Source organism: Plantactinospora sp. CNZ321, from assembly GCF_004217235.1.
Map to the genome: position 1 here is coordinate 1011928 of NZ_SHKQ01000001.1, position 24360 is coordinate 1036287.

Consider the following 24360-nt stretch of genomic DNA (forward strand, 5'->3'; position numbering starts at 1 on the left):
CGTCCGCGCGGAGCGCCACGAGACCGTCCCGGAAGGCCGCGACGACCGCGGCCATCGCCCTGGGCATGGTCCTCGCGGCACTCGGCGGCGCACCCGCCGCCGCGGCACCGGAGTACGCGACCGCCGCTGTGCTGGCCGCGGCACCCGGCGGGGACGACATCGACGGAGGCAGCGACAGCCTGCGCGAGCAACTCCAGGTCGCCAGCAAGGGCTACCTGAACGCCAAGAACAAGCTGAACAACTCCGTCAAGCGGCAGAAGGAACTGAACCAGCAGCTCGCCGCGCTGCGTACCGAGGTGGCGACCCGGGGTGAGCGGGTCGCCCGGATGGCCGACATGGCATACCGGACCGGCCGGCTCGGACAGGTCTCGGCCCTGCTCAACAGCGGATCTCCGACCAGCCTGGTGGACCGGGCCGCCGCACTCGACACCATCTCGGCGAACGAGAGCCGGGAGCTGCGCGGGCTGCGGGAGAGCCTGGACAAGGAGACCCAGGCCAAGGCGGCGCTCGACAAGGAGATCGCCGAGCAGCGCAAGCAGGTCGAGGTGATGGAGACCCGCAAGAAGCAGGCCGAGCGGGCGCTGGCGGCGGCAAACAACAGCGGCGGCGCCGGCGCGGGGATCAGCGGCAGTGGCGGCGGGTCGGCGCGGCCGGCACCCCGCAACGCCGACGGCTCCTTCCCGGACGAGTCGTGCAGTCAGAACGACCCGACCACCAGCGGCTGCATCACCCCGCGCACCCTGCACGCGCTGAAGCAGGCCCAGGCGGCCGGCTTCACCCGGTTCGTCTCCTGCTTCCGCAACGGAGGCAGCGGCGAGCATCCGAAGGGACAGGCGTGCGACTTCGCCGCCCAGAAGAACGGGTTCGGCGGGGTGGCCACCGGCGGCGACCGGACGTACGGCAACAACCTGGCGGCGTACTTCGTGCGCAACGCCGATCGACTCGGTGTGCTGTACGTGATCTGGTTCAAGCAGATCTGGCTGCCGAGCAGCGGTTGGAAGACGTACAACGGGGGCAACGGGGACCCGTCCAGCGACCACACCAACCACGTGCACCTGTCGATGCACTGATCGGCCGCACCCGCACACCGAACGAGAACCGCCGACACCGCCCGCCACCCCTGGGCAGTGCCGGCGGTTCTCCGTTCAGCGGCCGCCGGTTCTCAGCTCAGCAGCCGGTCCTCAGCTCAGCAGCCGGCTCTCAGTTCAGCAGCCGATCCGGGACGAGCCGAGCGCCACGTCGTCGAACCAGAGCGTGTTCGCACCCTCGCCGTAGCTCTCCCAGCCCAGCCGCAGGTCGGTGAGGTTCGGCCGCCAGTTGGCCCGGTTGTACCACTGCCCGTCGACGTCGTGCGTGGGCGTACCGTCGGCGGTCAGCCCGGTCACCGCGGTGCCGTTTACCCAGGTGGAGAGCCGGCCCTGCGCGCCGTCCACCATGAACTCCAGGCAGGTCCACTGGTTGACCGGCAGCGGCGCGCTGAGCGCGACACCGTTCGGGCTCTGCTCCGGCAGGGTGGCGTCGTCGGAGGCCCGGTTCCACTGCAGGGCGCCGTTCTGCCCGCCCATCCGCAGGTCACGGTTGCCGTCGGCGGCGTCCCGCATGGCCAGGAAGGTCACGTGCGAGGTCGGCAGCGCGGTGGTGTGCCGTACCCAGAGTCGGGCGTAGCGCACCGGTCCGACGCTGCCGAGATCCCGGGTGGAGCCGACGAAGACGTGGTTGCAGTAGCCGACGGCGCCGTTGATGCGTACCGAGCGGGTGCCCTGGTGCGCGACCGAGGTGTCGATGCTGGCGGTGCCGCTGCCCGAGCAGTCCGGGTAGCTGACACTCCAGTCGCCGGAGGGCGACGTACCGGTCTGGTTCTCGAAACCGTCGCAGATTGCCGCCGTACCGCAGCCGCTCGGCGGCGGCGTGCTGGGCGGGACGGTCGGCGACGGCGTCACCGTGGGCGGTGCGCTGGTGGGCGGCGTCGTCGGCGGCGCGGTCGTCGGCGGTACGGTGCTGGGCGGTGTGGTCGGCTCGGCGCCGTTGCACAACTCGCCGTTCAGGGTGAAGCCGCTCGGTGCCGCCGAACTCGCGGCGTAGCTGCCCTGGACGCCGAACTCGGTGGAGCCGCCGGCCGGCAGCGACCCGTTCCAGGCCACGTTCCGGGCGGTGACGGTCGCGCCGGACTGGCTGACCTGGGCGTTCCAGCTGTTGGTGATCCGCTGGTCACCGCCGTAGGTCCAGGTCACGGTCCAGCCGTTGACCGGGGTGTTCCCGGCGGTCACCCGGATGGCGGCGGTGAAGCCACCGGTCCACTGGTTGGCGGTGTAGTCGACCAGGCAGCCGGTGGCAGCCTGGGCGACCGGTGTCAGGCCGGTGCCGACCACGGCGACGCCGCTCGCGGCGATCGCGGTCGCTGCGGCCAGGGCCAGGGAGACGCGACGGTACGGACGGTACGGTGCGGGGATCCTCATGGGAGTTCCTCTCGGACAACCGCCGGCCCCGTCGCCGTCCCTGGCGCGTGCCGGCAGTGCTGTTACGACGACGAGTGACCGGCACGCGCGACGCGTACCGCCCCTCGTTGGGCTCCCGTGACCAGCTCCCATGATCACCAATCCACCGCGACGACCTGGCCAGCCCGTACCGGTCGCGTGACGGCGCCGACCAAGCTTAGAGACAGTCATCGATGCAGGGCAAACCGTGGGCCCGCCGTCCGGCCATGCCGACGGTCGACGTCCGCCCCGGCCGGCGACAATGGCGGGCGTGACGATCGTGCGCTCGCTGCTGCTCTTCCTGCTCGCCGCCGTCGCCGAGATCGGCGGTGCCTGGCTGGTCTGGCAGGGCGTGCGCGAGCATCGCGGCCTGCTCTTCGTCGCCACCGGGATGCTGGCGCTGGCCGGGTACGGCTTCGTCGCGGCGTTCCAACCCGATCCGCACTTCGGCCGGGTGCTCGCCGCGTACGGGGGTGTCTTCGTGGCCGGCTCGCTCGGCTGGGCCGTACTGGTGGACCGGTTCCGGCCGGACCGCTACGACCTGGCCGGCGCCGTCATCTGCCTGGTCGGGGTCGCCATCATCATGTACGCCCCGCGCGGCTGATCCTTCCCACCAGCGCGGCGGTCAGCGGGAGGGCAGGGCGTGGAGGAAGTCGCGCCAGGCCGCCGGGCCGGTGGCCGACGACCCTTCGCAATCACGACGCTGCTGTCGTTCAGAAGCGCACCCCGCCCGACAAATGACCGCTGCCACAGCGGGGTGTGACGGGGAATCATGTCGAGGATGAAAGTTCTGCAAGTACCGGGCGGCGAGCCGCCCGCCCGGTACCTGCGGCGATGGCTCTCCATTTCGGGGCCGGATCGACGATCTCTGCAAGCCGAACCCGGATCAACCTTGGCAAACCCGCGCAGACATCCAGCTTCGACAATGCTTTACCGCCCCGACATCCGGTGGTAGCTTCCCGGCAATATTTGCAAGAACTTGCAGGCCAGCCGTCCCCGCACTCTCGCGCACGGGAGGTTCCGATGCGTACCCGACGAGGTCCGACCGCCGTCACTCAAAAAACAGCCGCCGCCGTCCTGACCGGGGTGCTCGCCGCCGCGCTGGCGGTGGGTTTCGCCGATCGGCGGGCCGAGCCGGCCGCCGCCAGCCCGGCCAGCCCGGGCGGCAAAGACGTGATCGTGCACCTGTTCCAGTGGCCGTGGGCCTCGATCGGCAACGAGTGCCGCACGGTGCTCGGCCCGAAGGGCTTCGGCGGGGTGCAGGTGTCGCCACCGCAGGAGCACGTCGTACTTCCCGGTCGGGGGTACCCGTGGTGGCAGGACTACCAGCCGGTCAGCTACCAGTTGAGCACCCGGCGCGGTGACCGGGCCGCCTTCGCCGCCATGGTGCGGACCTGCCACGCCGCCGGAGTGAAGATCTATGTGGACGCGATCGTCAACCACATGGCCGGCGGCGCCTCGACCGGGCCGGGCAGCGGCGGCTCGACGTACAGCCACTACGGCTATCCGGCGGTGCCGTACGGCAACGGCGACTTCCACCACTGCGGACGCAACGGCAACGACGACATCGCCAACTGGGGCGACCGCTGGGAGATCCAGAACTGCGAACTGGTCGACCTGGCCGACCTGCGTACCGAGTCGTCCTACGTGCGGGGCAAACTGACCGGGTACCTGAACGATCTGGTCTCGCTCGGCGTCGACGGCTTCCGGGTGGACGCGGCCAAGCACCTGCCCGCCGCCGACCTGGCCGCGATCGTCGATCCGGTCGCCGGCGACCCGTACGTCTTCGCCGAGGTGATCGAGGGCGGTTCCGGCGAGCCCACCCCGGAGGAGTACGCCGGGATCGGCGACGTCACCGAGTTCCGGTACGGGGACGTGGTCGGCAACGCGTTCCGGGACGGCAACCTGGCCAACCTCGGCAACCTCGCCTCGTCGATGCGGCTCGGCTCCGCCGACGCGGTGGCGTTCGTCGACAACCACGACACCCAGCGCAACGGCCGGGCCCGGCTGACCTACAAGAACGGTTCGGCGTACGCACTGGCCGAGGCATTCATGATCGCCTGGCCGTACGGCGTCCCGAAGGTGATGTCGAGCTTCACCTTCACCGACCCCGAGGCGGGGCCGCCGCGCGACGGCTCCGGCGCCACCAGTCCGGTCGACTGCGCGGGCGGCGGCTGGGCCTGCGAGCACCGCTGGCGGACCACCGCCAACATGGTCGGGCTGCGCAACGCCGCCGCCGGGGCCGGGGTCACCAACTGGTGGAGCAACGGCGGCAACCAGATCGCCTTCGGCCGGGGCGGCGCCGCGTACGTCGCCTTCAACCGGGGCGGGGGTTCGTTGACGCGTACCTTCCAGACCAGCCTGCCGGCGGGCAGCTACTGCGACGTGATGAGCGGGGACTTCACCGCCGGCTCCTGCACGGGTACGACGTACCAGGTCGACACCGCCGGCCAGGTCACCGCGACCGTGCCGGCGTCCGGCGCCCTGGCGCTGCACGTCAACGCGCGGACCTCGGGCGGCGGTCCGGGTCCGACCCCGACGGGCGGCTCCTGCCCCACCGTCGCGACAAGCTTCGCGGTGACCGCGACGACGGTCTGGGGCGAGAACGTCTACGTCACCGGCAACGTCGCGGCGCTGGGCAACTGGAACCCGGCGAGCGGGCTGCCGCTCTCCTCGGCCGACTACCCGATCTGGCGGGGCACCGTCGACCTGCCCGCCGGCACGACGGTGCAGTACAAGTACGTCAAGCGCGAGGGGGGCCGGGTGGTCTGGGAGAGCGACCCGAACCGGTACCGGACCACCCCGACCACCGCCCCCTGCACCGTGAACTGGACCGACACCTGGCGCTGAGTACCCGCGAGGCGGCGGCGCGTTCCCCGGGCCGGTCGCGGCCCGGGACGCGCCACCGGTACGTCGAGGTGCGTACCCGGATCGTCGACATCCGCACGACGCCGCCACGCGCCGTCGCCGGCAGCATGGCCGGCATGAAGCTCTCTCCGCCCTGGCGAAAGGCCCTGCTGACCCTGCACGTGGTGACCGCGGTCGGCTGGTTGGGGGTCGACCTGGTGTTGCTCACCCTCGGCGTGGCCGGGGCGGGCGGCTCCGACCCGGACCTGGTCTACCCGGCGCTGGCACTGGTCGGGCAGTCCGTCTTCGTGCCGCTGAGCGTGCTCGCCTGGCTGGTCGGGGTCGCGAGCGCGCTGCTCACGCCCTGGGGTCTGGTCCGGCACCGGTGGGTACTGGTGAAGCTGGTGATCACCACTGTGATGCTCGGCGCGGTGCTCTTCGCCCTGCTGCCGAGCCTGCGGGCCGCCGAACTCGGCGCGGCGACTCCGCCGGACGCCCGGCAGGGCCTGTTGGCGGCGCCGATCGTCTCCAGCAGCCTGCTGGTGGTCGCCACGGTGCTCTCCACCTACAAGCCGTGGGGGCGGATCCGCCGGGCCGGCCGGGCCGGTGCGATCAGGGCCGGCGCCGCGCCGAGACCGCGCCGAGATCGCGCCGAGGCCGCCTAGATAGCGACTAAGTGGGTATCTAACGGGCATGAGCGGACATGTTATGGTGTTTGCCCCCGACCCGCAGTTGACGGTCACCATCGACCAGCCCGCCGACGAGACCGAGATCCACCTGCATCCCGGCGGTCAGGGGGTGTGGCAGGCGCGCATGATCAAGTGTCTGGGCGTGCCCGTGGTGCTCTGCGCCGGACTCGGCGGCGAGATCGGTCAGGTGCTCGAACCGCTACTGGCCGTCGAGGGAGTCGACCTGCGGGTGATCCACCGCGAGTCCAGCAGCGGCGGCTACGTACACGATCGCCGGGACGGCAACCGGCACGAGGTCGCCTCGGTCCCCGGCCATCCGCTCTCCCGGCACGAACTCGACGAGCTCTACAACCTCGCGCTCACCGAGGGGTTGAGCGCCGAGGTCAGCATCCTCAGCGGCCCGGGCCACCCGTCCCAGGTCGCGCCGGAGATCTACCGTCGACTCGCCGCCGACCTCGGCCGCAACGGCAGCCGGGTGGTCGCCGACCTCTCCGGTCCGCACCTGGCCGCCGTACTGCACGGCGGCGTGTCGGTCCTCAAGGTCAGCCACGAGGAGCTGCTCCGGGACGGGCTGGCCGCCGACGACGGCGAGGCGGAGCTGGTCCGGGTGATCCAGGCGCTGCACGCCCAGGGAGCCGAGTCGGTGGTGGTCAGCCGGGCCGAGGAGCCGGCGCTGGTGCTGATCGACGGCGAGATGGCCCAGCTCGACCTGCCCCGGCTGGAGGTGGCGGATCCGCGCGGTGCCGGCGACTCCATGACCGCCGGGGTGGCCGCGATTCTGGCCCAGGGCGGCGACCTGCGGCTCGCGGTCCGCACGGGTGCGGCGGCGGGAGCGCTGAACGTCACCCGGCACGGGCTCGGCACCGGCCGGCCGGATGCGATCGCCGGCCTGGTCGACCGGGTGCGGCTGACGCCGATGCGAGTGGACCGGCAGGATCGGCTCACCCCCGACGAACTGGCCCACCGGACGACGAAGCAGTGACGATCCGGGTACGGAGCAGGTCATGACGATCCGGGTACTGGTCACCAACGACGACGGGATCGCGGCCCCCGGGCTGCGCTGGCTGGCCGCCGAGGCGGCGGAACGCGGGCTGGACGTGGTGGTGGCCGCTCCGAGCGAGGAGGCCAGCGGCGCGAGTGCCGCGATGAGCGCGGTGGAGCGGGACGGCCGGGTGGTCGTCGAGGAACACCCGATCGACCGACTACCCGGCGTCCCGGCGTACGGGGTTGCCGCCTCACCCGCGCTGATCACCCTGATCGCCCTGCACGGGGCGTTCGGGCCGGCGCCGTCGCTGGTGCTCTCCGGAATCAACCGGGGCGCGAACGCCGGCCGCGCGGTGCTGCACTCCGGCACCGTCGGGGCGGCGTTCACCGCCGCCGCGAACGGCTGCCACGGGATCGCGGTCTCGCTCGACGTGCTCTCGGCGCACGAGGCGAGCGCCGGCAGTGGCGGCGCGGCGGTGGCCGTGCCCCGGCCGGACCGGGACGAGCGGCGGCACTGGGCGACCGCGGCCCGGGTGGCGCTGGACCTGCTGCCCCGGCTGACCGACGCACCGGTGGCGAGCGTGCTGAACGTGAACTCCCCCGACCTGCCGTACGAGCGGCTGCGCGGGGTACGCCGGGGCAGCCTGGCGGGATTCGGGCAGGTGCAGATGACGGTCGCCGAGGCTGGCCGGGGGTTTGTGCGTACCGCCCTGGAGGAGTCCGGCCAGCGGGTCGAGCCGGGTACGGACGTCGCCTGGTTGACGGAGGGTTACGCCTCGGTGACGGCGATCCGGGCGATCACCGAGGCGTACGACGTGGATCTGTCCAGACTGGACGATCCTCGATAGGGGGATCCCGGTCTGCGACGGTCGGGTCGCCCGCCGGGGGGACGACGATCAGGCGCCGGGGACCCTGACCTCCTCAGCGGCGGCTGATGCGCCCGCGAAGTAGGGCTCCGGCGCACCGAACAGGCCGAGGAGTCCGGTGACCCAGAGCTGCCGGTGGACGAACCGGCTCGGTTCGGTGACCACGAGCTTGACGCCGCTGACCTCCGCGGTCTGGAAGCCGGCGACCATGGCGCTGATTCCGACGGAGTCGATGAAGCTGACCAGTCGCATGTTGAGCTCGATCCTGGACGGTCGCCCCTTGGTCAGAACCCCGGCGATCGCCTCTCGGACCTCGTACGCCGTATCGACGTCGATTTCTCCGCGAGGGGCGATCTCCACAACTCCACCAGGCAAGACCGACTTGACGATCGACAGGCTCACGCGAGCACCTCCACTCGCCCATGTCCGGGCGCCTAATCAGTACGCGGGCCGCGACCGAGAGTATTCCTCTCACGGCCCCGATCGCCACCCTTCCGGACGGGCAATCTATTCAACGAGCCGACAAACCTACCCGGTAACGGGGCAAACTACGCTAAATTTTCCTGCGCCATCCGCTTCCACACCTTCGCTGCCACACCCTCAGCGTAGCCGTCCCGCAGGCCCGCGCAGGCCACCGGTGTCCTGTGTCGCACCTCGCCCGACCCGCCGCGCCGGGTACCCGAATTCCTGTCGCCTATGCGACAGCGGACCACCGGCGCGGCCGCCGGGAACGCTGGTACAGGCATCGAGGGCCGATGCGGGCCGTGCCGGGGCGAGAGGTCGCTGCCCTACGCACCCGGTCCGACCTTGCGCAGGACGGAGCGCAAGGGGAGGTTGGAAGGGTTCACTTGGTGACCCGTCCGTCGCGGGCGGCGACCGGGGCTCGGGAGAGGACGTCTGATGCTGAGGAAGCTGATCGGATTGGCCGGGGTCGGCGCGCTGCTGGCCCTGGTACTCGCCTGCGGGTTCGGCGGCGGGGGCGATGACGACGACGATGACGACGACGATTTCGCCCGGCGTGCGTCGGTCGTCGTGCTCGGCTGAACCCTCAGGGTGGGTCTCGGCTGAACCCTCAGGGTGAGTCTCGGTTGCACCATCCGGGAGGACGTGATCGCGGGTTTGCCAGGGAAGACACCTGGGCACCTCCTCCAGTAGCAACCCGCAACCGCGCCGAACAGACGCCTCTGTCCGAAGTGGCCGCTTCGTTCGGCAACCGAGGAGGTAGCACATGCTCGGAAAGAACCTGCTGAAACATCAGAGCAAGCCCGAGCGGATCGCCGACCAGGCGTGGGATTACCTGACCACCGCGGTCAACTCGGCCGGCGACTCGGTGAAGTACACGGCCCGCTCGGCGCGGCGAACCGGCTCCCACCTCACCAGCCACGCCGGCGACCGGGTCGGAGCCGTGACCGACGAGGCCCGGGTGCGGGCCGGTCGGGCGTACGACGCGCTCGCCGGGCGCCGCCCGGGGCTGCCCTGGGGGTGGCTGATCGGGGCCGGTCTGGTCGGCGCCGCCGTGGCCTGGGCCGCCTCCGCGGCCTCCCGCGCCGCGCTGGCCCGGGCGGACCGGGAACTGCCCGCCGCCGGAGACGCGGTGGAGTTCGTGGACGTCGACCGGGCCAACCGACCGGTCCGGGTCGACACCACCTGATCCCGCCGGACCGTCCGGCCGGTCGGACGGGTCCGCGGACACCGGGGCCCGGCGCGGAACCGCGCCGGGCCCCGGCCGTGCCGGCCCCGATCCCGGGTCAGCTCCGCGCGCAGCTCACCGGCGCCGGTACGGCGTTCGCACCGGTCCAGCTGCCGAGGAAGCCGAACGTGGTGGAGGCGTCCGGCGCCAGGTTGCCGTTGTACGACACGTTCCGCACCGAAACCGACGAACCGGTCTGGGTATGCGCACCACCCCAGATCTGGCTGATCGTCTGCCCGTTACCGAAGGTCCAGCTCACCGTCCAGCCGGTCATCGCCGACGTGCCGGTGTTCCGGACGGTCACCTCGGCCTGGAAGCCGCCCTGCCACGAACCGGTCACCCGGTAGGCGGCGGTACAGGCCCCACTCGGCGGTGCCGTGCTGGTCGGATTGCCCGTCGGCGGACGGGTGGTCGGGTTGCCCGTCGGCGGGCGGGTGGTCGGGGTGGCCGTCGGCGGGCGGGGCGTCGGGGTCGCCGTCGGCGGGCTGGTGGGGCCGCCGACCCGGTCCGCGACCTGGATGCCACGGCCGTTGGTGCCGAGGTAGACCCGGCCGTAGACCCTCGGGTCGCCGGTCAGCGCCTCGCCCATGTTGCCGTACTGGTGCTGGTCGTCGTTGATCCGCACCCAGCTGCCGCCGGCGTTGTCCGACCGGTACACCCCGGGCACGCCGTCGACGGTGGCGACCGCGAAGACGGCCGGGTACGTCTGTCCGGGTGCCGCCCGGCCGAAGCCGACGTTGACCGCGCTGCTCACGTTCGACAGCTTGGTGAAGCTCGCCCCGGAGTCGGTGGACCGGAAGATCCCGGTGTCGCCGGCCAGCCAGATGTGCCCCTCGGCCCCGGCCACCGCCTTGAACTTCGCCCCGCTGCTCGGCAGCCCGGTCGCGGCGGTGGCGGTGAAGCTCTGCCCGCCGTTGGTGCTCAGGTAGAACCGGCCGGCAGAGTAGCCGTAGAACCTGTTCGGGTTGACCCGGTCGGCCTCGACGGTCGCGTTCGCCGGGATGCCACCGGACTGGCTCCACGAGTTGCCGTACCCGACGGAGTAGACCACCTGTTGCCCGGCGTCGCCGGGCGACCAGACGAACCGGCTGCCGTCGGCGGCGGCCGCGACCGTGCCGCCGCTGTTGATCCCGCCCGGCTCCTGCGCCTGGAACCAGTTCGCCCCGCCGTCGGTGGAGAAGGCGACGTGGCTGTCGTTCGGGCGGTCGGCGTCGGTGAAGTTGCCGGCCCGGACCATGACGCCCGGGTTCAGCTCGGCGAAGTCCAGGCTGGTGGTGCTGGTGAAGACCGGCTGGGTGAACATCGTCGCCGGTACCGCGTCCAGGCTGGTGTGCCGGAAGCCGCCGACGTCACCGAGGCCGCTGACCAACGGGGCGCCCGACGGCGGGCTGACCAGGTCCAGGACCGCGGTCTCCTCCAGGCCGCGGACCATCGGCCGGATGGCGACCGTGCCGCCGCTGTCCCAGTTGCGCAGGTTGGTGGTGCCGTAGATGGTGGCGCCGGTGCCGTACATCAGGCGGTTGCCGTCGAACGGGTCGATCTCCACGGACTCGTTCATCCAGCCGAGCTTCGGGGTCTCCTCCGGCGGGGACGGGTTGGCGCCGAAGGTCAGCCACGGCACCGAACTGATGTCCATGGTGTAGCGCTTGGAACGGTTCGGGTACGAGGTGAAGTCCCAGATCCGGCTCCAGGTGGCACCGCCGTCGGTACTCCGGAAGAAGATCGCGTCCGGCCACCAGGAGATCTGCGTCGCCACCATGATGGTGTCCGGGTCCTGCCGGTCGATGGTCAGCCCGCTGTAGCCGTAGTACGCGTCGGCGCTGCTGGACGGGACCGGGCTGATCTGCGTCCACGCCCCGGTGGCGCGGTTGAACTTCCAGACGTCGCCCTTGCCGCCGTCGTACGGGCCGCCGGTGTCGCTGGTGGCGATGTAGAGGAAGCCACCGACCGGGTCGACGACACCCTTGTGGGCCAGGTAACCGGTCGGCTGCCCGGCGATCCGCTCCCAGCTCGTACCGCCGTTGGTGCTCCGGTAGACCGGATTGGCCTTGTCCGCGACCCCGACGTAGATGGTCTGGGTGGCGTTGCCGGCGGTGCCGGTCGACTTGTCGAAGCTGACCCAGGTGACACCCTGGTTGCCGTTGAGGTAGTTGTTCGGGTCGAACGGGTCCTGGGCGTAGTTGCCGGGGTTCGGGAAGTTGCCGACCTTGGCCCAGGTGGCGCCGTGGTCGGTGCTGCGCCAGAGCCCGTTGCCGCCCTCCGCGCCGTAGTAGACGATGCTGTTCCGGTTCGGGTCGACGGCGAGCCGCTCGCCCTGGCCCCGGCCCGGCATGTTGCCGCCCACCTTGAACGGCAACTCGTACGCCTGCCAGGTGTCGCCCTTGTCCGTGGAGCGCAGGATCGCGCCGTTGTTCGGGTCCCAGTCGTTGGTGTACATCCCCACCGCCGCGTAGACCCGGTTGGTCTGCACCGGGTCGGTGGCGATGCTGAGCACGCCGTTCCAGCCCCAGCGGTCCCAGCCGACCCAGTCCAGCAGCGGGGTCCAGCTCTGGCTGGACTGCTCCCACCGGTAGGCGCCGCCGATGTCGGTACGGGCATAGATCAGGTTTCGCTCGCTCGGGTTGAAGACGATCCCGGGCACGAAGCCACCGCCGTCGATCCGGACGTTCCGCCAGGAGTACGGCTCTGCCGCCGCGGCCGAGGCCGGTGCCGCGGACGGGCTGACGGCGACCTGGGCCACCACGGCCACCGAGCCGGCGGCCAGGACGGCCGCGAGCAGGTGGGCGAGACTTCTACGCATGTACGGCTCCCTGTTCGAAGAGCGTGCGCTGGCCGACGGCCGGGGGTTGGCACGCCGGGCGCGGACGAACCGTCGGCGCGGCGAGCGTCGTCGAGGTGGACGCCGGGAAGCGGCCGGCCACCGGTGCGGATCCCGCCGGTCGCGCGCGCATGGACGGAAGAAGTCGAGCCGGGAGCTGCCCCTGCTCCCGTGGCGTCGGTCCTGGCTCCCGGAACGGCGTCGTGCAGACGTTCACACACCGCTGTACACGCTGTCAATAGTTGGAGACCTAAACTAACCCGCCGGTCGAACCGGCTCAGCCGAGCCGGAACACCACCGAGCCGGAGACCTCCTCGCGGGTGATGCCGAGCCCGTCCACCGGCCGGTTCAGCACGTCCTGCCACGGCGTCCCGGCCAGGTACTCCGGCAGCACGACGACGGTACGGACGCCGATCTGCCGCAGGTGGTCGACGCTGAACCGGTCGGGGAAGCCCGCCGTTATGCCGAGTGTCTGCGCCTGCGAGTCGGGGGTGAAGGCGGCCAGTCCGTTCACGATCTTCGGGAAGCCGTCGGTGGACCAGAGCATCACGCTGAACTCCAGGGTGCCGCTACTCGGCAGTACCAGCAACGGGCCCTCGGCCCCGCGCAACGCGGCCGGCTGCGGGATCACCGGGGCGTGCGGGGTGGTGTTGACCCCCTCGACGACGATCAGCGCGAGCGGGATCAACGCGACCAGCCGGAACAGCGCCTTCGGAACCCCGACGGCACGCCGTCCGCGCGCCCTCCGCTCCGGCTCCTCGACGCCCGGCGGCGACTGGTAGGCGGCCGCCCGCAGCACCGGTACCGGAACCCCGGACCGCTCCCCCGCTCGCGGTCCGACGGCGTCGACGGCCGGCAGAGCGGGATCGGCCGCTGGCGGGGCGGGATCGATGGCCACCGGAGCGGGATCGATGGCCGGCGGGGCGGGATCGATGGCCGGCGGGGCGGGATCGATGGCCGGCGGGGCGGGATCGATGGCCGGCGGAGCCGGCTCGGCGACTGGCCCGCCGGGGTCGGCGGCCGGCGACACGGGGTCGGCGGGGTCAGCGGGGTCGGCGCCCGCCGACATGGGATCGGCGGGATCGGCGGGGTCGGCGGCCGGCGACATGGGATCGGCGACTTCCGGTGACCGGTCGGCGGACGGCTCCGTGGCGAGACGGGTCAGCGCGGTCAGCGCACCGGCGGCCAGGATGCCGAGCAACAGGGTCGTCCAGAGCACCAGCCGACCGGAGGTCCGGATCGCGTCGAAGCCAGGTGCGTGCAGCACCAGGGTCGCGTACCCGGGGTTGCCGTCGCCGCCGAGCGTGGTGCCGCTGGCCAGCCCCACGCTGACCAGTACGCCGGCCGCGAGCATCGCCCGGTGCCGCGGTCGCCAGACCGAGTAGAACAGCCCGGCGAAGGCCAGCCCGATCAGCACGACCCCGGGCAGCAGGGTCATCTCCCCGGCAAAGCTGAGACTCGCCCGGGCGGCGGCGTGCCGCTCGCCCCAGAGCCAGTTCTCCGGCGGCGCGGTCAGGAAACCCCGCCACGGCGGCGAGAACATCTGCACGTGGGCCAGCGTCCGCCGGCCGGCGGGGTGCCGGGCCACCACCTCCAGGTAGGGCAGCGCCATGAGGATGGTGACCACGCTGAACACCGCCCCGCCGGCCAGGTCGGCCAGGAGCAGCCGGCGACCGAACGGCGGGCGGGACCGCCGCCGCCACCACGACCAGGCGTAACCGGCGGCGGCGGCCAGGCAGACCAGCGCCAGCACGTAGCCGAACGGCAACCCGATGCCGAAGCCGAGGGTCATCTGCCAGGCCGCCACCAGCCAGCCGGCGAGGGCCCAGCCGGGGCGACGCCGGTCCGGCCGATAGCCGTGCCGCAGCGACCAGCCGTGCCCCCGGGCCAGCATTGCCAGGGCCAGCGCGATGCCGCCGATGGAGAGCACGTGCAGGTGCCCGGCCTGGGCCAGCTTCCAGGGGGCGTACCCGAAGGCGACCCCGGCCGCCGCGGCACCGATCCGGCCCGCGCCGAGTTGCCGGGCCAGCGCGTACGCCCCGACGAAGGCGAGCGCGTGCACCAGTACGTAGAGGATGTTGTACCGGACCACGCCGGCCACCGGACCCTCGCCGAGCATGCCCGCCGGGGCGTAGCCGAGCAGGGTGTCGGAGTAGGCGTAGGTGTACGGCTCCGGGTAGAAGGTGTTGGAGTGCCACAACTGGGTGGGGTCGTGCAGTATCGCGTGACCGCCCCAGGCGATCTGCCACGCCTGCAGGGTCGGGTCACCGATGTCCTGCGGAATCGTGCTGGTGATGTCGCGCAGGGTCGGCCAGGTCAGCACCACGGCCAGCAGCAGCCCGCCGAGCACGGCCAACGTCCACTCGTGCCTGGCCAGCCGCACCAGGAAGGGAGCTGGCCGCTCGCCGGGTCCGTGGTCGGCTCGGTTCTCGGATCCGTCGCCGGGCTGCTCGCCGGGTCCGCCGCCGATCCGATCCTCCGGTCCGGCCGGAATCGTCTGCCGCTCGATCGTCATGCTGCCTAATTCCTTCCGGTCCGGGAACCTGCCCCGCACCACACCGGCGTCTGCCCCAAGGCACATCGGCATCGATGATCCCTGATCTGCACCGGGGCTGTCACGCCCCGACTCCGGCTCACCCTCGCCGGGTGAGGGTCGCTCACCCGGCAGCGGGCCAGAGTCGAAGCGCGGACGCGACCGCGGGCGGAGCCTACCGGTCACCGGACCGCCGCACCCGACCGTCGGAGGAGCGAACATGGCCAGCCGGGCGACGAGCCGAAGCGACGATGAGATCCAGCGCGACATCCTGGCGGAGTTGGCCTGGGAGCCCCGGGTCCAGCCGAACGATATCGGTGTCACGGTGCAGGCGGGCGTGGTGACGCTGCGCGGCTGGGTGGACAACTACGCCAAGAAGTGGGCGGCGGAACGGGCCGCGCACCGGGTGCAGTGGGTCCGGGCGGTCGCGAACGATCTTGAGGTACGCCTGCCGTCCTCGGCCCGCCGACCCGATCCCGACATCGCGGCGGCGGTGACCCGGGCCCTGGACTGGGACGCCTTCGTACCCACCGCGAGGATCGACGTGACCGTCTCCAACGGCTGGGTGGTGTTGCGCGGCGAGGTGGAGTGGGAGTACCAGCGACGCGCCACCGAGCAGGCCGTACGCCGGCTCGCCGGAGTCCGCGGCCTCACCAACGGAATCTCGGTCGACCCGCGGGAGCGACCGGAGCTGGCCGAGATCTCCGAACGGATCCACAGCGCGCTGGTACGCAGCGTGGAGACCGACGCGGCCGGGATCGACATCCGGATCGAGGGCGGCGACTCGGTGGTACTGACCGGCAACGTCCGGTCGTGGCTCGAACGCGACGAGGCCGAACGGGTCGCGTGGTCGGCGCCGGGCGTCACGAACGTCGACAACCACATCACCGTACGGCTGTGAGGCGGCGAGCAGTCAGATCAGGTTGAGGTCCCGGGCCCGGCGTACGGCGTCCCGCCGCCGGGTGGCGTCGAGTTTGCGGTAGATGTTCCGGACGTGTGTCTTGACGGTGTTGACCGAGAGGGAGAGCTCGGCGGCGATCTCCACGTTGGACAGGATGCTCTGGAGGTACCGGAGCACCGTCAGCTCGCGTTCGGTCAGGGGTTCCGCCAGCGGCGGCGCCCCCGCAGTCGCCGGGTCGGCCGTCCCGTCGGCGACGTCGAGCAGCTCGTTCACCATCGGCCAGTACGCGGTGCCCGAGTCGAGGTGGGCGGCGAGCAGGTCCCGTACCGGTGGATCGGCCCGGGTGAAGACCTGCCGGAAGCCCTCCGGTTCGGCCAACCGCAGCACACCCTCCAGGACCCGGGCGGCACGGCGGTGGTCGCCGGTCAGCCGTGCCGCGCCCGCGTCGAGCAGTCCGGCGGCCAACCGCAGCGGAAGTGGCGCACCGGTACCGGACGGCGCCGCCCAGTCCGGCAGCGTACGCAGGGCGGCCTGCGGATCCCCCGCCCGCAGGTGGGCCCGGGACAGGGCCACCGCCACCGGTCCGGCCGGCCCCGCTGCCCCTTCCAGGACCGGGGTGAGCATCTCCCGAGCCGGCTCGACGTCGCCCCGGTCGATCCACAGCTCCGCCTCGGCGGCGAGCAGCCAGTGCGCCAGTGGCTGCTCCGTCGCCCGGTCGCCGAGCCGGCGACGGCTGCCCGCCAGCATCTGGTGCGCACCGGTCAGGTCGCCCCGGTCGCGCAGCAGCCGAGCCCCGACCACGCCGACCAGCCCGTGCACGAGTGGTTCGTCGACGTGGTCGGCGGCCCGGACACCGAGCGCCAGACTGGCGTCCGCGTCGTCCGGCCGGTCCCGGTGCAGCGCGACGAGCGCCTGCGCGAGGTGGCCGTGTACGCCGTCGGCCGGCCGGACCAGCCCGTCGAAGGGTGCCGTGCCGAGTGCCGCGCGGGCTGCCTCGTCAGCGCTGGTCAGCTCGCCCCGGATCGCCCGGGCAAGCGCGAGCCGGCCCAGGCAGAGCCGGCGGGCCCGGGGCAGTTCCGCCCGGGTCGCCTCGGCGAGTCCGTCGGCGATCTCCGGCTCGGCGGCGGTTAGCTCGCCCGTTCCGAACCGGAGCATCGCTGGCACCATCCGAGCCACCGTTCTGGCCCGCAGGGCAAGGTCGTCGCGGACAACGCCTCCGCCGTCCGCCAGGCCGAGGTGGTCCCGGACAAAATCTCTGCCGTCCGCCAGGCCGAGACCGTCCCGGACGGAATCCCCGCCGTCGGCCAGGCCGAGACCGAGCCGCCCCGGTTGGGGCGGCTCGCCGAGACCGGCGTCGAACGGGCCGGCCCAGACCGCCGCACCGGCCAAGTCAGCCCCGCCGGAACCGCTGAGGTGGCCGGGCCAGGCCGGGCCGGACAGGTCGGGATGGCCGGGACGGTCGGGTTCGGGCCGGGTGAGCTGGGCCAGATCGATCCGGTCGGCGTCCGGGTAGGCGTCGACGTCGACGCCCGCGCCCGAACCGCCGTCGACGTCCCGCCTCCGGCCCGGGTCGGGGTCCAGCATCGTGATCAGGTCGACGGTCACCCCCTCGGCCGTGCCGTCCGGGTCGGGCGGATCCGGGCGAAGGAGGTCGGCGACCCCGGCGCGTACCGCCGGGTCGTCTCCGGCCGCCTGGGCGGCGGCGAGCCGCAGCGCCGCCGCGATCCGCCGGATCCGGTACCGGCGGACGGCATCGAGCCGGTCACCGTGCTCGGTGGCCAACGCGAGGTAGCCGGTGGCGGCGGTCGGCTCGCGCCCGTCCAGCCGATTCGCGGCACAGGCCAGGCCGAGTTCGGGGGCGGCGCGGAGCGCCTCGGGGGACGGTCCGGGCGGCGCCGGCCGGGTCGGGGCGTACTGGCCGTAGGGGAGGAGGTCCGGCCAGTGTCCAAGCAGCACCCCGATCGCGTACGGCCAGTCCTGGGCGGCGAGCGCGTGCCGGAGCGCCTCGGCCGGCAGGTCCTTCGCGGCGAACCAGGTGGCGGCCCGGCGGTGCAGCTCGGCCACCTGCTCGGCCGGCCGGCGGGCCAGCTCGGACCGGAGCAGCTCACCGAGCATCGGATGGCACCGGTAGCCGGCCGGCCGACCGCCGAGCGGGATCACGAACCCGCCGAGACCGTCAAGTTCGGACAGTGTCCGGCCCGCGTCGGTGCGCCCGGTCAGCGTGTCCAGCAGCTCGGCGGAGAAGCCCTCGACCAGTGCCGCCCGGCAGAGCGCCTCCCGGGCGTCCCCGGACAGGCCGGCGAGCAGTTCCTGGCTCAGATAGTCACCGACGTCCGGATGTTCCCCGGTGAACTCTTCCACGAACCGTGCCGGGTCGGGGTGGCCCGGCAGGGCGAGCGCGGCGAACCGCAGACCGGCGGGCCAGCCCTCGGTGTGGCTCACCAGCCGGCGGATCTGCTCCGGCGGCAGCGGCTCCCCGTACGCGGAGAACAGATCGGCGACCTCGTCGGGACGGAAGGCCAGGTCGGCGGCGCGGATCTCGGTCAGCTCCCCGCTGAGCCGCCAGCGGTGCAGGGCGAGCCCGGGATCGGTACGGCAGCCGACCACCAGCCGCAGCCGGCCCGCCGTGTGCCGGAGCAGGAACTCCAGCCCGCTGGAGACCTCGGGGTCGTCGACCTGGTGCAGATCGTCCAGGATCAGGGTCGCCGGTCCGCTGCGCCGGGCCAACTGTTCGGCGAGGGACTCCAGCCCGTACCCCGGATCCGGTTCGCCCCCCGGATCCGGTTCGCCGCCGACGGCCGGTTCGCCGCCGACGCCCCGTTCGCCCCCGGTATCCGGTTCCGCTCCGTCGACGGCCGGACGCAGCGCGGCGTACAGGTATGACCAGAGCCGTGCCCCACCGTCGCCCGGCTCCAGCGAGAGCCAGCCCACCGGGCCCCGGTCCGGGCCGCTCGCGACCCGGCCGCCTGGCGCGTTACGGGCCCGGCACCAGGAGCTGAGCAGCACCGTCTTGCCCCAGCCGGCCGAGGCCGAGACCAGGGTCAGCGGGCCGGCCGTCCCGAGGTCGAGAAGTTCGAACAGCCGGGGCCGGGGCAACAGCACCGCCCCGGAGCGCGGCGCGGCGGCCAGCTTCGCGGTGAGCAGCGGCGCCCCGGTACGCCCCGCCCCGCCGCCTGGACCGGGGGGTGCCCCGCCGGCGACCGACGAAACGGTTCCGGTCAGTTCCTCGATCCGTTCCAACAAGCCCCACCTCCTCCGGCCCGCCGACGGCGACCGAGTGCCGCCGACCGCGACCAACCGCGCCACCGCGACCGAGCCCGAGCGCGCCCGCCACCGCGACCAACCGCGCCACCGCGACCGGGCACGCCGACCGGGACCGAGAGCCGGGCGATCGCGTCGAAGTCGGCGGCCGGTCAGCGCGACGGCCTGAGGCGGATACCCGGCCCGCCGCGGTTCACCCCTTGCGGACGAACCCGGTTCACCCGTCACCGCCGGACGATGACGGCCGGGAACGCACCGCCACGCCCACGCGGGACCGGGCCGCCGCCACCCTCCGAGCGGGCACCGACGCACGGGCGACGCCGGAGAGCGGTCGTGGCTGGAGGAGGGGCAATGGACGTACCCGAGCGACAGGCCGCCGCCGGCCCGCGTCCGTACGTGGTCACCGTCGGCCGCCCACCCGCCGAACTGGCACCCGACGGGCGGCTCCCGGAGCCGCTGGCCAGCCTGGGTCCCGGGGTGACGGTGACCCTGCGCCCGGCGCCCGGAGGTCGCGGCACGGAACTCGTCGCCGTGCTCCGCAGGGACGAGTCGTCCCTGTTCGCCAGGCTGTCGGCGCGGCTGACCGGCGAGAACCGCCGGGAGGCGGTACGCACCGCGCTGCGCCAGGCGAAGCAGCTGGCCGAGACCGGCGAGGTGCTGCGCTGAGAGGGCTGAGCTGAGGGGGTGAGCTGAAAGGCTGAGTTGGAAGGCTGCGCTGAGGGGCGGGCGGGGCGGTTGTGGGCCCGGCGGGCGGCCTTTCCTCGGCCGCCCGCCGGCGCGCTCTCCGGCTCGGGAGGAGGTGCTCCACCCCAGCCGGGGAGGTTCAGTAGACGAAAACGCTCCTCGCCGGGAAGCTGAAGGACGGGTTGCTGCCAGTGAGCAGAATCGGCCGCCCGATGCAGTCGTCGTTCATGTAGAGCTCGGCCGCCCGGCTGTTCGTGTTGATCCAGGAGTGGGCCCGCTCGTCCCAGCCGTGCTCGACCAGGTCGACACAGACTCCGACGGCCGGGTCCAGCGCGGAAACGGTGAACCGGTCCCCGGTGTAGGAGGTCCCCTCGAACAGGCACAGTGCGCGGAGGAACTCACAGGTCCCACTGCTCGTCACCGAGGCGTCGACCGATGCCGGTGCGGCCACCGCCGGTCCGGCGTACGCGGCACCGATAATGGCTGCAGTTGTCAGAGACAACAGCACTCGGAGAGTTTTCCGGCTATTGGAACGCGATTTGTGCACGGTGTTTCCCCCTTTTTCGTCGCACACTGAAACGATGGCGGAAGGCGCAGGTGACGCCGCGTTGCCCAGCACTTGTGGCGCTTTGCTGCCAGCGGTCGCCGGATCGTTCAGACCCAGGCCGTGACCGGTAGCGGCGACGCGGGCAACCCGGCGGTGGCCATGGCCCGCGTGGTGTCAGCGAGTCATCGTTTGGGTTCTTGCCCAGCACGCCATTGTGCGGCACCGAACAGCGAAATTCTCACACTCACGCGACGCCCCCGTACGCGGTTCTCGGTGGAGAAAGCAGGAATCGCCCTACCAAGCCATCGAATGGCGCCGATAACATAACACGTCCTTCGTACGGTCACAACCAACCCGCGATCCGGTTCGGTGCCGTTTATGGCAACCGTTCGACAATCGTCCAGGGTCGACGCACGGCCACGGCGCGCGGCGCCGGGCGGCCCGGGCGTCGCGGCTTGACCCTCGACCTGGTCGAGGGGGCAGAATGCCTGCTCATGGAGGGGAACGGTCGACTTCTCGGCATCGGGGAGATGGCCCGGGCGAGCGGCCTGAGCATCAGCGCGCTGCGCTTCTACGACGGCGCCGGCGTGCTGCCGCCCGCGTCGGTCGACCCCGGCACCGGCTACCGCCGGTACGCGCGGTGGCAGCTACCGTCCGCCCGCCTGCTGGCCGGCCTGCGCCGGATCGGGATGCCGCTGGCCGAGGTCACCCGGGCGCTGGAGCTGAGTGGCTCGGATCCGGCCGCCGTGTCCCGGCTGTTGGACGCGCACCTGGGCCGGCTGGAGGAGGGCCTCGCCGACGCCCGCCGGGAGGCTGCCCGGCTCCGGGCGCTCTGCACCGGCGCCGAGCCTGAACTCCGGCTGACCGTACCGGGGCGGGAGCTGGCGGCGGCGGTCGACGCCGTCCGGTTCGCCGTCGGGGCGGATCCCGAACTGCCGATGCTCGGTGGCGTGCACTTCGCACTCGACGGGGACGTGCTCCGGCTGGTCGCCACCGACCGGTACCGGATGGCCGTCTCCGGGGTCAGCGCCGACCGGGATCCGGGCAGCGGCGCCGGGGCGACGTCCGGGGTGACCGCGCCGGTCTCGTTCGTCGACGCGGCCCGGACTCTGCTGACCGGCGGCTGGCCGGCGACCCTCACCCTCGGGCCCGCCACCGTCAGCCTGCGGGTGCGGAACCGCCGGGTCACCGGTACCCCGATGCCGCACGACTTCCCGGACTACCGCCGGCTGTTGCGGACCGCGACCGGCGGGCCGGACCGCCGCCGGGTGACGATCGACGTGGCTGGGCTTCGCGAGCGACTGACCGCCGCCGGGACCCGGACGGTGGTACGGGCGGACGACGGCGCCCGGTGCGCGGTCAGCGTCCTCGCGGTCGACGCCGCGAACCGGCTCACCGTCTCCGGTGGCGACACTCCGACCGACCCGGTGGTGCGGGTCGGAGTCGACCGGGAGTTCCTGCTCGAAGCCCTGGACGCGGTCGGCTCGGGCCAACTGGTCCTCGAACTCGACGGACCGATCCGGCCGCTGGCGGTACGCCGACTCGACGACGACCGTGCCTTCTCCATCCTGATGCCGGTGCGGATCTGAGCCCGCCTCATCCAGGCGTCCGCCGATCCGACCCCGCCCCTCAGTCAGGCGTCCGCCAGCTTCGAGGGGCCGGCTGGCTCAACCGCCCTCCCGGTCAGGGTGTTGCTCGCCGAGTTCCGTGAAGAGGGTCAGTTGCAGGTGCCCGGGCGCGGCCAGCCGCGAGTTCAGCGAGTTCCACGGCGTACGGGTCGGCTCCGCGATCACCGTCGCACCCGACCGGGCCAGGGTCGCGGTGACCGCCGGTGCGTCGTCGACCTCGAGGGCGACCCGGATGTGTCCGGCGACCCGGCGGCCGACCTCAACCTCGTCGATGTACTCAGCGTGCCCGGGATCGGTGATCTCCAGGGTGGCCCGGCCGGCCTCCAGGATCGCGACCCGGCCGTCCGGCGAGGAGAAGGCGGCCCGCTCCGGCAGGCCCAGCACGTCGCGGTAGAACCGGAGGGCCTGGTCGTAGTCGTCGGCGGTGACCACCAGCCGGAGTTGCCGGACCGGACAGGGCTCAGTCATCGCCCCAGTCTGGCACTCGATCCCGACTGACGGACACGCGGGCCAGCGAAGATAACCAACCGGACAGGAGTGATCACTTACAGTACTTGAATGGCTTTTGTCCGGTTCAACCCGATGGCTTCGGGGCGGGCACGCCGCCGGGCGGTCGCCGCGCTGGCCGTACTCGGTGGGGCGCTCGTCCTGGCGGTGGTCGTGGTCGACGCGGCGCCCGGGCCACGGCGGACCGCTGACCGGTCACCGGCGGACCTGCCCTGGCCGGCCCCGGCCACCCCGGAGATGTCACCGAGCGCCGAGCCGACGCTGCCCGCGGCGCCGCCCCCGGCGGACCTGCCGGTGGTCGACTACGGCCCCGCACCGCGCGGCTTTCCCCGGGACCCGGCTCCGATGTCGACGGTACGGCTCGGTGAGGGACTCCGGCCGATCCGCCGGATCGCCGCGTACGACGCGCCGGGCGGCCGACCCCGGGCCTTCCTCACGCCCACCATCAGTGGAGTACCGGTGACGATGCCGATCGTGACGCGCCGGGCGGGTTGGACCGCCGTGCTGCTGCCGTCGGCGAACCGGACCATCGGCTGGGTGCCGGCCGGATCGTGGAGCACGGCGCAACTGCGCGACCTGGTCGTGGTGGCCCGGCGGACCCACCGGCTGCACTGGTACCGGGACGACCGGCTGGTCCGGTCCTGGCTGGTCAGCGTCGGCGCCTCGGCCACGCCGACACCACTGGGCCGGACCTTCATCCTCGGCCGGTCCACCCTGCCCGGCCGGGTGTACGCGGACACCGAGGTCTTCGCGCTCGGCGCCGTACCCGAGGAACCGGACTCGGTGCCGTCCGGGCTGCGCGGCGCGCACATCGGCCTGCACGCCTGGTACGACGCCGCCCAGCTCGGCCGGAACAACAGCAACGGCTGCATCCGGATAGCCCGCGAGGCACAGGAACTGCTGCTCGCCGAGCTGCCCCCCGGCACCGAACTGCTGGTGCTCGACCGCTTCGCCGCACCCGTTCGGCTCTCCGGGGCCGGCCCGGTGCCCATGGCTGCCCGCTGACCACTTCGGACCGTTCCGCCCGGTTGCGCCCGCCAACCACTCGGCACGCCGCCCATCGGCCGGTGCTAGGCTCCGGCGTCCTACGGATGGTTACCGAGACACCGGAACGGGGAGCGGGATGACTCGGATGCACCGTGGCGGAGCCGTGCTGGCTGCCGCCCTCACCCTGGTCGTACTGAGCGGCTGCACGATGCTTGGCTGGGACGGCGAGTCCCAGGCAGCGTCTCCGGAGTCGACGGCGATGCGGAACGCGACCGAGGCGATCAAACAGGCCCGCACACTGCGCGCCACCTTCAAGACCACGCAGAGCGGCGGCACCATCGCCGGCGGAACCGTCACCGGGCAGGCCCAGGTGGAGACCGGGACCGGGATGGCGGTCTCCTGGAGCTACCGTACGGAAACCGGCTCGGGCGAGACCCAGACGATCGACGGTCGGCTGGTCGCGATCGACGCCTCGGCGTACCTGACCTCCTCGCAGTGGAAGCTGCCGGCGGGAAAGAAGTGGTTCGCGGTCTCCCCTGGCTGGCAGGCCACGCTGGACCAGCCGGTCGCGCCCGAGTGGTTCGTACTGGTGACCTCGCGGTTGCTCGACCCACGGTTCCTGCTCGACCAGGGCCTGCCCGAGGCGACCGGTGTGAAGGCCACGCCGGCGCCGGGCGAGTCGGAGGGCACCACCGGCTACACCGTGGACTGGCACTTCTCGCTGAACACCGTCGGACCGGAGCTGGCGGCCTGGGCGAAGCAGGTCGGGGACGCGGCCGTCCTCGACGTCTCGCTATATCTGGACGGGAGCGGCCGGCCGGTACGGCTGAAGGCCGGGTCTTCCACCCAGCTGATGATCTTCGACACCGAGGTCACCTTCGACAGCTACGGCGCTCCGGTCGAGGTCGCCGCGCCCGCTCCGGCCCAGGTCGAGAAACCCTGAG

The 24360-nt window shown here is 72.5% G+C and carries 20 protein-coding genes; 13 read left to right on the forward strand and 7 right to left on the reverse strand.

The annotated features are described in order from the left end of the window. The first annotated feature begins 65 nt into the window (after positions 1–65). Entirely contained in the window at positions 66–1070 is a 1005-nt protein-coding gene (locus tag EV371_RS04400) for a coiled-coil domain-containing protein (RefSeq protein WP_486484476.1), read from the forward strand. Between the two features lie 135 nt (positions 1071–1205). Here the strand turns inward: EV371_RS04400 and EV371_RS04405 are convergent, their stop codons facing one another. Then, positions 1206–2456 carry a cellulose binding domain-containing protein gene (locus EV371_RS04405; RefSeq protein ID WP_130460915.1) on the reverse strand — a complete coding sequence of 417 codons (1251 nt, stop codon included), beginning with the start codon at positions 2454–2456 and terminating at the stop codon, positions 1206–1208. A 289-nt stretch (positions 2457–2745) separates the two neighbouring features. On the opposite strand from EV371_RS04405, the gene EV371_RS04410 reads away from it, so the two are divergent. The 5 genes from EV371_RS04410 (at position 2746) to surE (ending at position 7842) form a co-directional block, all read left to right on the forward strand. Further along, the gene (locus tag EV371_RS04410) at positions 2746–3078 is read left to right on the forward strand and encodes a YnfA family protein (protein WP_130460916.1); all 333 of its coding nucleotides are present in this window, start codon (positions 2746–2748) and stop codon (positions 3076–3078) included. 419 nt (positions 3079–3497) lie between these two features. Beyond that, on the forward strand, positions 3498–5324 hold the full coding sequence (locus tag EV371_RS04415; RefSeq protein ID WP_130460917.1) for a carbohydrate-binding module family 20 domain-containing protein: 1827 nt from the start codon (positions 3498–3500) through the stop codon (positions 5322–5324). A 68-nt stretch (positions 5325–5392) separates the two neighbouring features. Next, on the forward strand, positions 5393–5986 hold the full coding sequence (locus EV371_RS04420; RefSeq protein ID WP_130460918.1) for a DUF2269 domain-containing protein: 594 nt from the start codon (positions 5393–5395) through the stop codon (positions 5984–5986). A 28-nt stretch (positions 5987–6014) separates the two neighbouring features. After that, positions 6015–6992 carry a 1-phosphofructokinase family hexose kinase gene (locus EV371_RS04425; protein ID WP_486484477.1) on the forward strand — a complete coding sequence of 326 codons (978 nt, stop codon included), beginning with the start codon at positions 6015–6017 and terminating at the stop codon, positions 6990–6992. Positions 6993–7014: 22 nt separating this feature from the next. Continuing rightward, on the forward strand, positions 7015–7842 hold the full coding sequence (gene surE, locus EV371_RS04430; protein WP_130460919.1) for a 5'/3'-nucleotidase SurE: 828 nt from the start codon (positions 7015–7017) through the stop codon (positions 7840–7842). Positions 7843–7890: 48 nt separating this feature from the next. On the opposite strand, the gene EV371_RS04435 is transcribed toward surE, so the two are convergent. Then, complete coding sequence (locus EV371_RS04435; protein WP_130460920.1) at positions 7891–8262, reverse strand: anti-sigma factor antagonist; 372 nt, start codon at positions 8260–8262, stop codon at positions 7891–7893. 498 nt (positions 8263–8760) lie between these two features. On the opposite strand from EV371_RS04435, the gene EV371_RS33265 reads away from it, so the two are divergent. Continuing rightward, positions 8761–8904: a hypothetical protein gene (locus EV371_RS33265; protein WP_165436601.1), complete on the forward strand. Its 144-nt coding sequence runs from the start codon at positions 8761–8763 to the stop codon at positions 8902–8904. Between the two features lie 184 nt (positions 8905–9088). Further along, positions 9089–9511 carry a hypothetical protein gene (locus tag EV371_RS04440; protein ID WP_130460921.1) on the forward strand — a complete coding sequence of 141 codons (423 nt, stop codon included), beginning with the start codon at positions 9089–9091 and terminating at the stop codon, positions 9509–9511. A gap of 97 nt (positions 9512–9608) precedes the next feature. Here the strand turns inward: EV371_RS04440 and EV371_RS04445 are convergent, their stop codons facing one another. Together EV371_RS04445 and EV371_RS33685 are read right to left on the reverse strand one after the other, a co-directional pair. Then, positions 9609–12350 carry a cellulose binding domain-containing protein gene (locus tag EV371_RS04445; protein WP_130460922.1) on the reverse strand — a complete coding sequence of 914 codons (2742 nt, stop codon included), beginning with the start codon at positions 12348–12350 and terminating at the stop codon, positions 9609–9611. A gap of 295 nt (positions 12351–12645) precedes the next feature. Next, positions 12646–14883, reverse strand: a complete 2238-nt coding sequence (locus EV371_RS33685) for a hypothetical protein (protein ID WP_207230403.1) — start codon at positions 14881–14883, stop codon at positions 12646–12648. Positions 14884–15121: 238 nt separating this feature from the next. On the opposite strand from EV371_RS33685, the gene EV371_RS04455 reads away from it, so the two are divergent. After that, the gene (locus EV371_RS04455; RefSeq protein ID WP_130460923.1) at positions 15122–15802 is read left to right on the forward strand and encodes a BON domain-containing protein; all 681 of its coding nucleotides are present in this window, start codon (positions 15122–15124) and stop codon (positions 15800–15802) included. Between the two features lie 12 nt (positions 15803–15814). Here EV371_RS04455 and EV371_RS04460 read toward each other — a convergent pair whose 3' ends face one another. Then, on the reverse strand, positions 15815–19045 hold the full coding sequence (locus tag EV371_RS04460; RefSeq protein WP_130460924.1) for a winged helix-turn-helix domain-containing protein: 3231 nt from the start codon (positions 19043–19045) through the stop codon (positions 15815–15817). 369 nt (positions 19046–19414) lie between these two features. On the opposite strand from EV371_RS04460, the gene EV371_RS04465 reads away from it, so the two are divergent. Then, positions 19415–19729: a hypothetical protein gene (locus EV371_RS04465; RefSeq protein WP_349338670.1), complete on the forward strand. Its 315-nt coding sequence runs from the start codon at positions 19415–19417 to the stop codon at positions 19727–19729. A gap of 157 nt (positions 19730–19886) precedes the next feature. On the opposite strand, the gene EV371_RS33270 is transcribed toward EV371_RS04465, so the two are convergent. Then, on the reverse strand, positions 19887–20198 hold the full coding sequence (locus EV371_RS33270) for a peptidase inhibitor family I36 protein (protein ID WP_165436602.1): 312 nt from the start codon (positions 20196–20198) through the stop codon (positions 19887–19889). A gap of 590 nt (positions 20199–20788) precedes the next feature. On the opposite strand from EV371_RS33270, the gene EV371_RS04475 reads away from it, so the two are divergent. Further along, complete coding sequence (locus EV371_RS04475) at positions 20789–21883, forward strand: DNA polymerase III subunit beta family protein (RefSeq protein WP_130465657.1); 1095 nt, start codon at positions 20789–20791, stop codon at positions 21881–21883. A gap of 78 nt (positions 21884–21961) precedes the next feature. On the opposite strand, the gene EV371_RS04480 is transcribed toward EV371_RS04475, so the two are convergent. Beyond that, positions 21962–22390 (reverse strand): VOC family protein, encoded by a 429-nt coding sequence (locus EV371_RS04480; RefSeq protein ID WP_130460926.1) that lies wholly within the window; start codon positions 22388–22390, stop codon positions 21962–21964. 90 nt (positions 22391–22480) lie between these two features. Here EV371_RS04480 and EV371_RS04485 point away from each other — a divergent pair, with 90 nt between their 5' ends. Further along, complete coding sequence (locus EV371_RS04485) at positions 22481–23434, forward strand: L,D-transpeptidase (protein WP_486484478.1); 954 nt, start codon at positions 22481–22483, stop codon at positions 23432–23434. 118 nt (positions 23435–23552) lie between these two features. After that, a complete protein-coding gene (locus tag EV371_RS04490) occupies positions 23553–24359 on the forward strand; it encodes a hypothetical protein (protein ID WP_130460927.1) in 807 nt (268 codons plus the stop codon). The last annotated feature ends 1 nt before the right edge of the window (position 24360 follow it).

Coding starts and splice junctions, on each gene's coding strand:
- EV371_RS04400 (WP_486484476.1), top strand. CDS start 66: ATGGTCCTCGCGGCACTCGGCGGCGCACCCGCCGCCGCGGCACCGGAG.
- EV371_RS04405 (WP_130460915.1), bottom strand. CDS start 2,456: ATGAGGATCCCCGCACCGTACCGTCCGTACCGTCGCGTCTCCCTGGCC.
- EV371_RS04415 (WP_130460917.1), top strand. CDS start 3,498: ATGCGTACCCGACGAGGTCCGACCGCCGTCACTCAAAAAACAGCCGCC.
- EV371_RS04425 (WP_486484477.1), top strand. CDS start 6,015: ATGAGCGGACATGTTATGGTGTTTGCCCCCGACCCGCAGTTGACGGTC.
- surE (WP_130460919.1), top strand. CDS start 7,015: ATGACGATCCGGGTACTGGTCACCAACGACGACGGGATCGCGGCCCCC.
- EV371_RS33265 (WP_165436601.1), top strand. CDS start 8,761: ATGCTGAGGAAGCTGATCGGATTGGCCGGGGTCGGCGCGCTGCTGGCC.
- EV371_RS04440 (WP_130460921.1), top strand. CDS start 9,089: ATGCTCGGAAAGAACCTGCTGAAACATCAGAGCAAGCCCGAGCGGATC.
- EV371_RS04445 (WP_130460922.1), bottom strand. CDS start 12,350: ATGCGTAGAAGTCTCGCCCACCTGCTCGCGGCCGTCCTGGCCGCCGGC.
- EV371_RS33685 (WP_207230403.1), bottom strand. CDS start 14,883: ATGACGATCGAGCGGCAGACGATTCCGGCCGGACCGGAGGATCGGATC.
- EV371_RS04455 (WP_130460923.1), top strand. CDS start 15,122: ATGGCCAGCCGGGCGACGAGCCGAAGCGACGATGAGATCCAGCGCGAC.
- EV371_RS04465 (WP_349338670.1), top strand. CDS start 19,415: ATGGACGTACCCGAGCGACAGGCCGCCGCCGGCCCGCGTCCGTACGTG.
- EV371_RS04475 (WP_130465657.1), top strand. CDS start 20,789: ATGGAGGGGAACGGTCGACTTCTCGGCATCGGGGAGATGGCCCGGGCG.
- EV371_RS04480 (WP_130460926.1), bottom strand. CDS start 22,390: ATGACTGAGCCCTGTCCGGTCCGGCAACTCCGGCTGGTGGTCACCGCC.
- EV371_RS04485 (WP_486484478.1), top strand. CDS start 22,481: ATGGCTTTTGTCCGGTTCAACCCGATGGCTTCGGGGCGGGCACGCCGC.
- EV371_RS04490 (WP_130460927.1), top strand. CDS start 23,553: ATGACTCGGATGCACCGTGGCGGAGCCGTGCTGGCTGCCGCCCTCACC.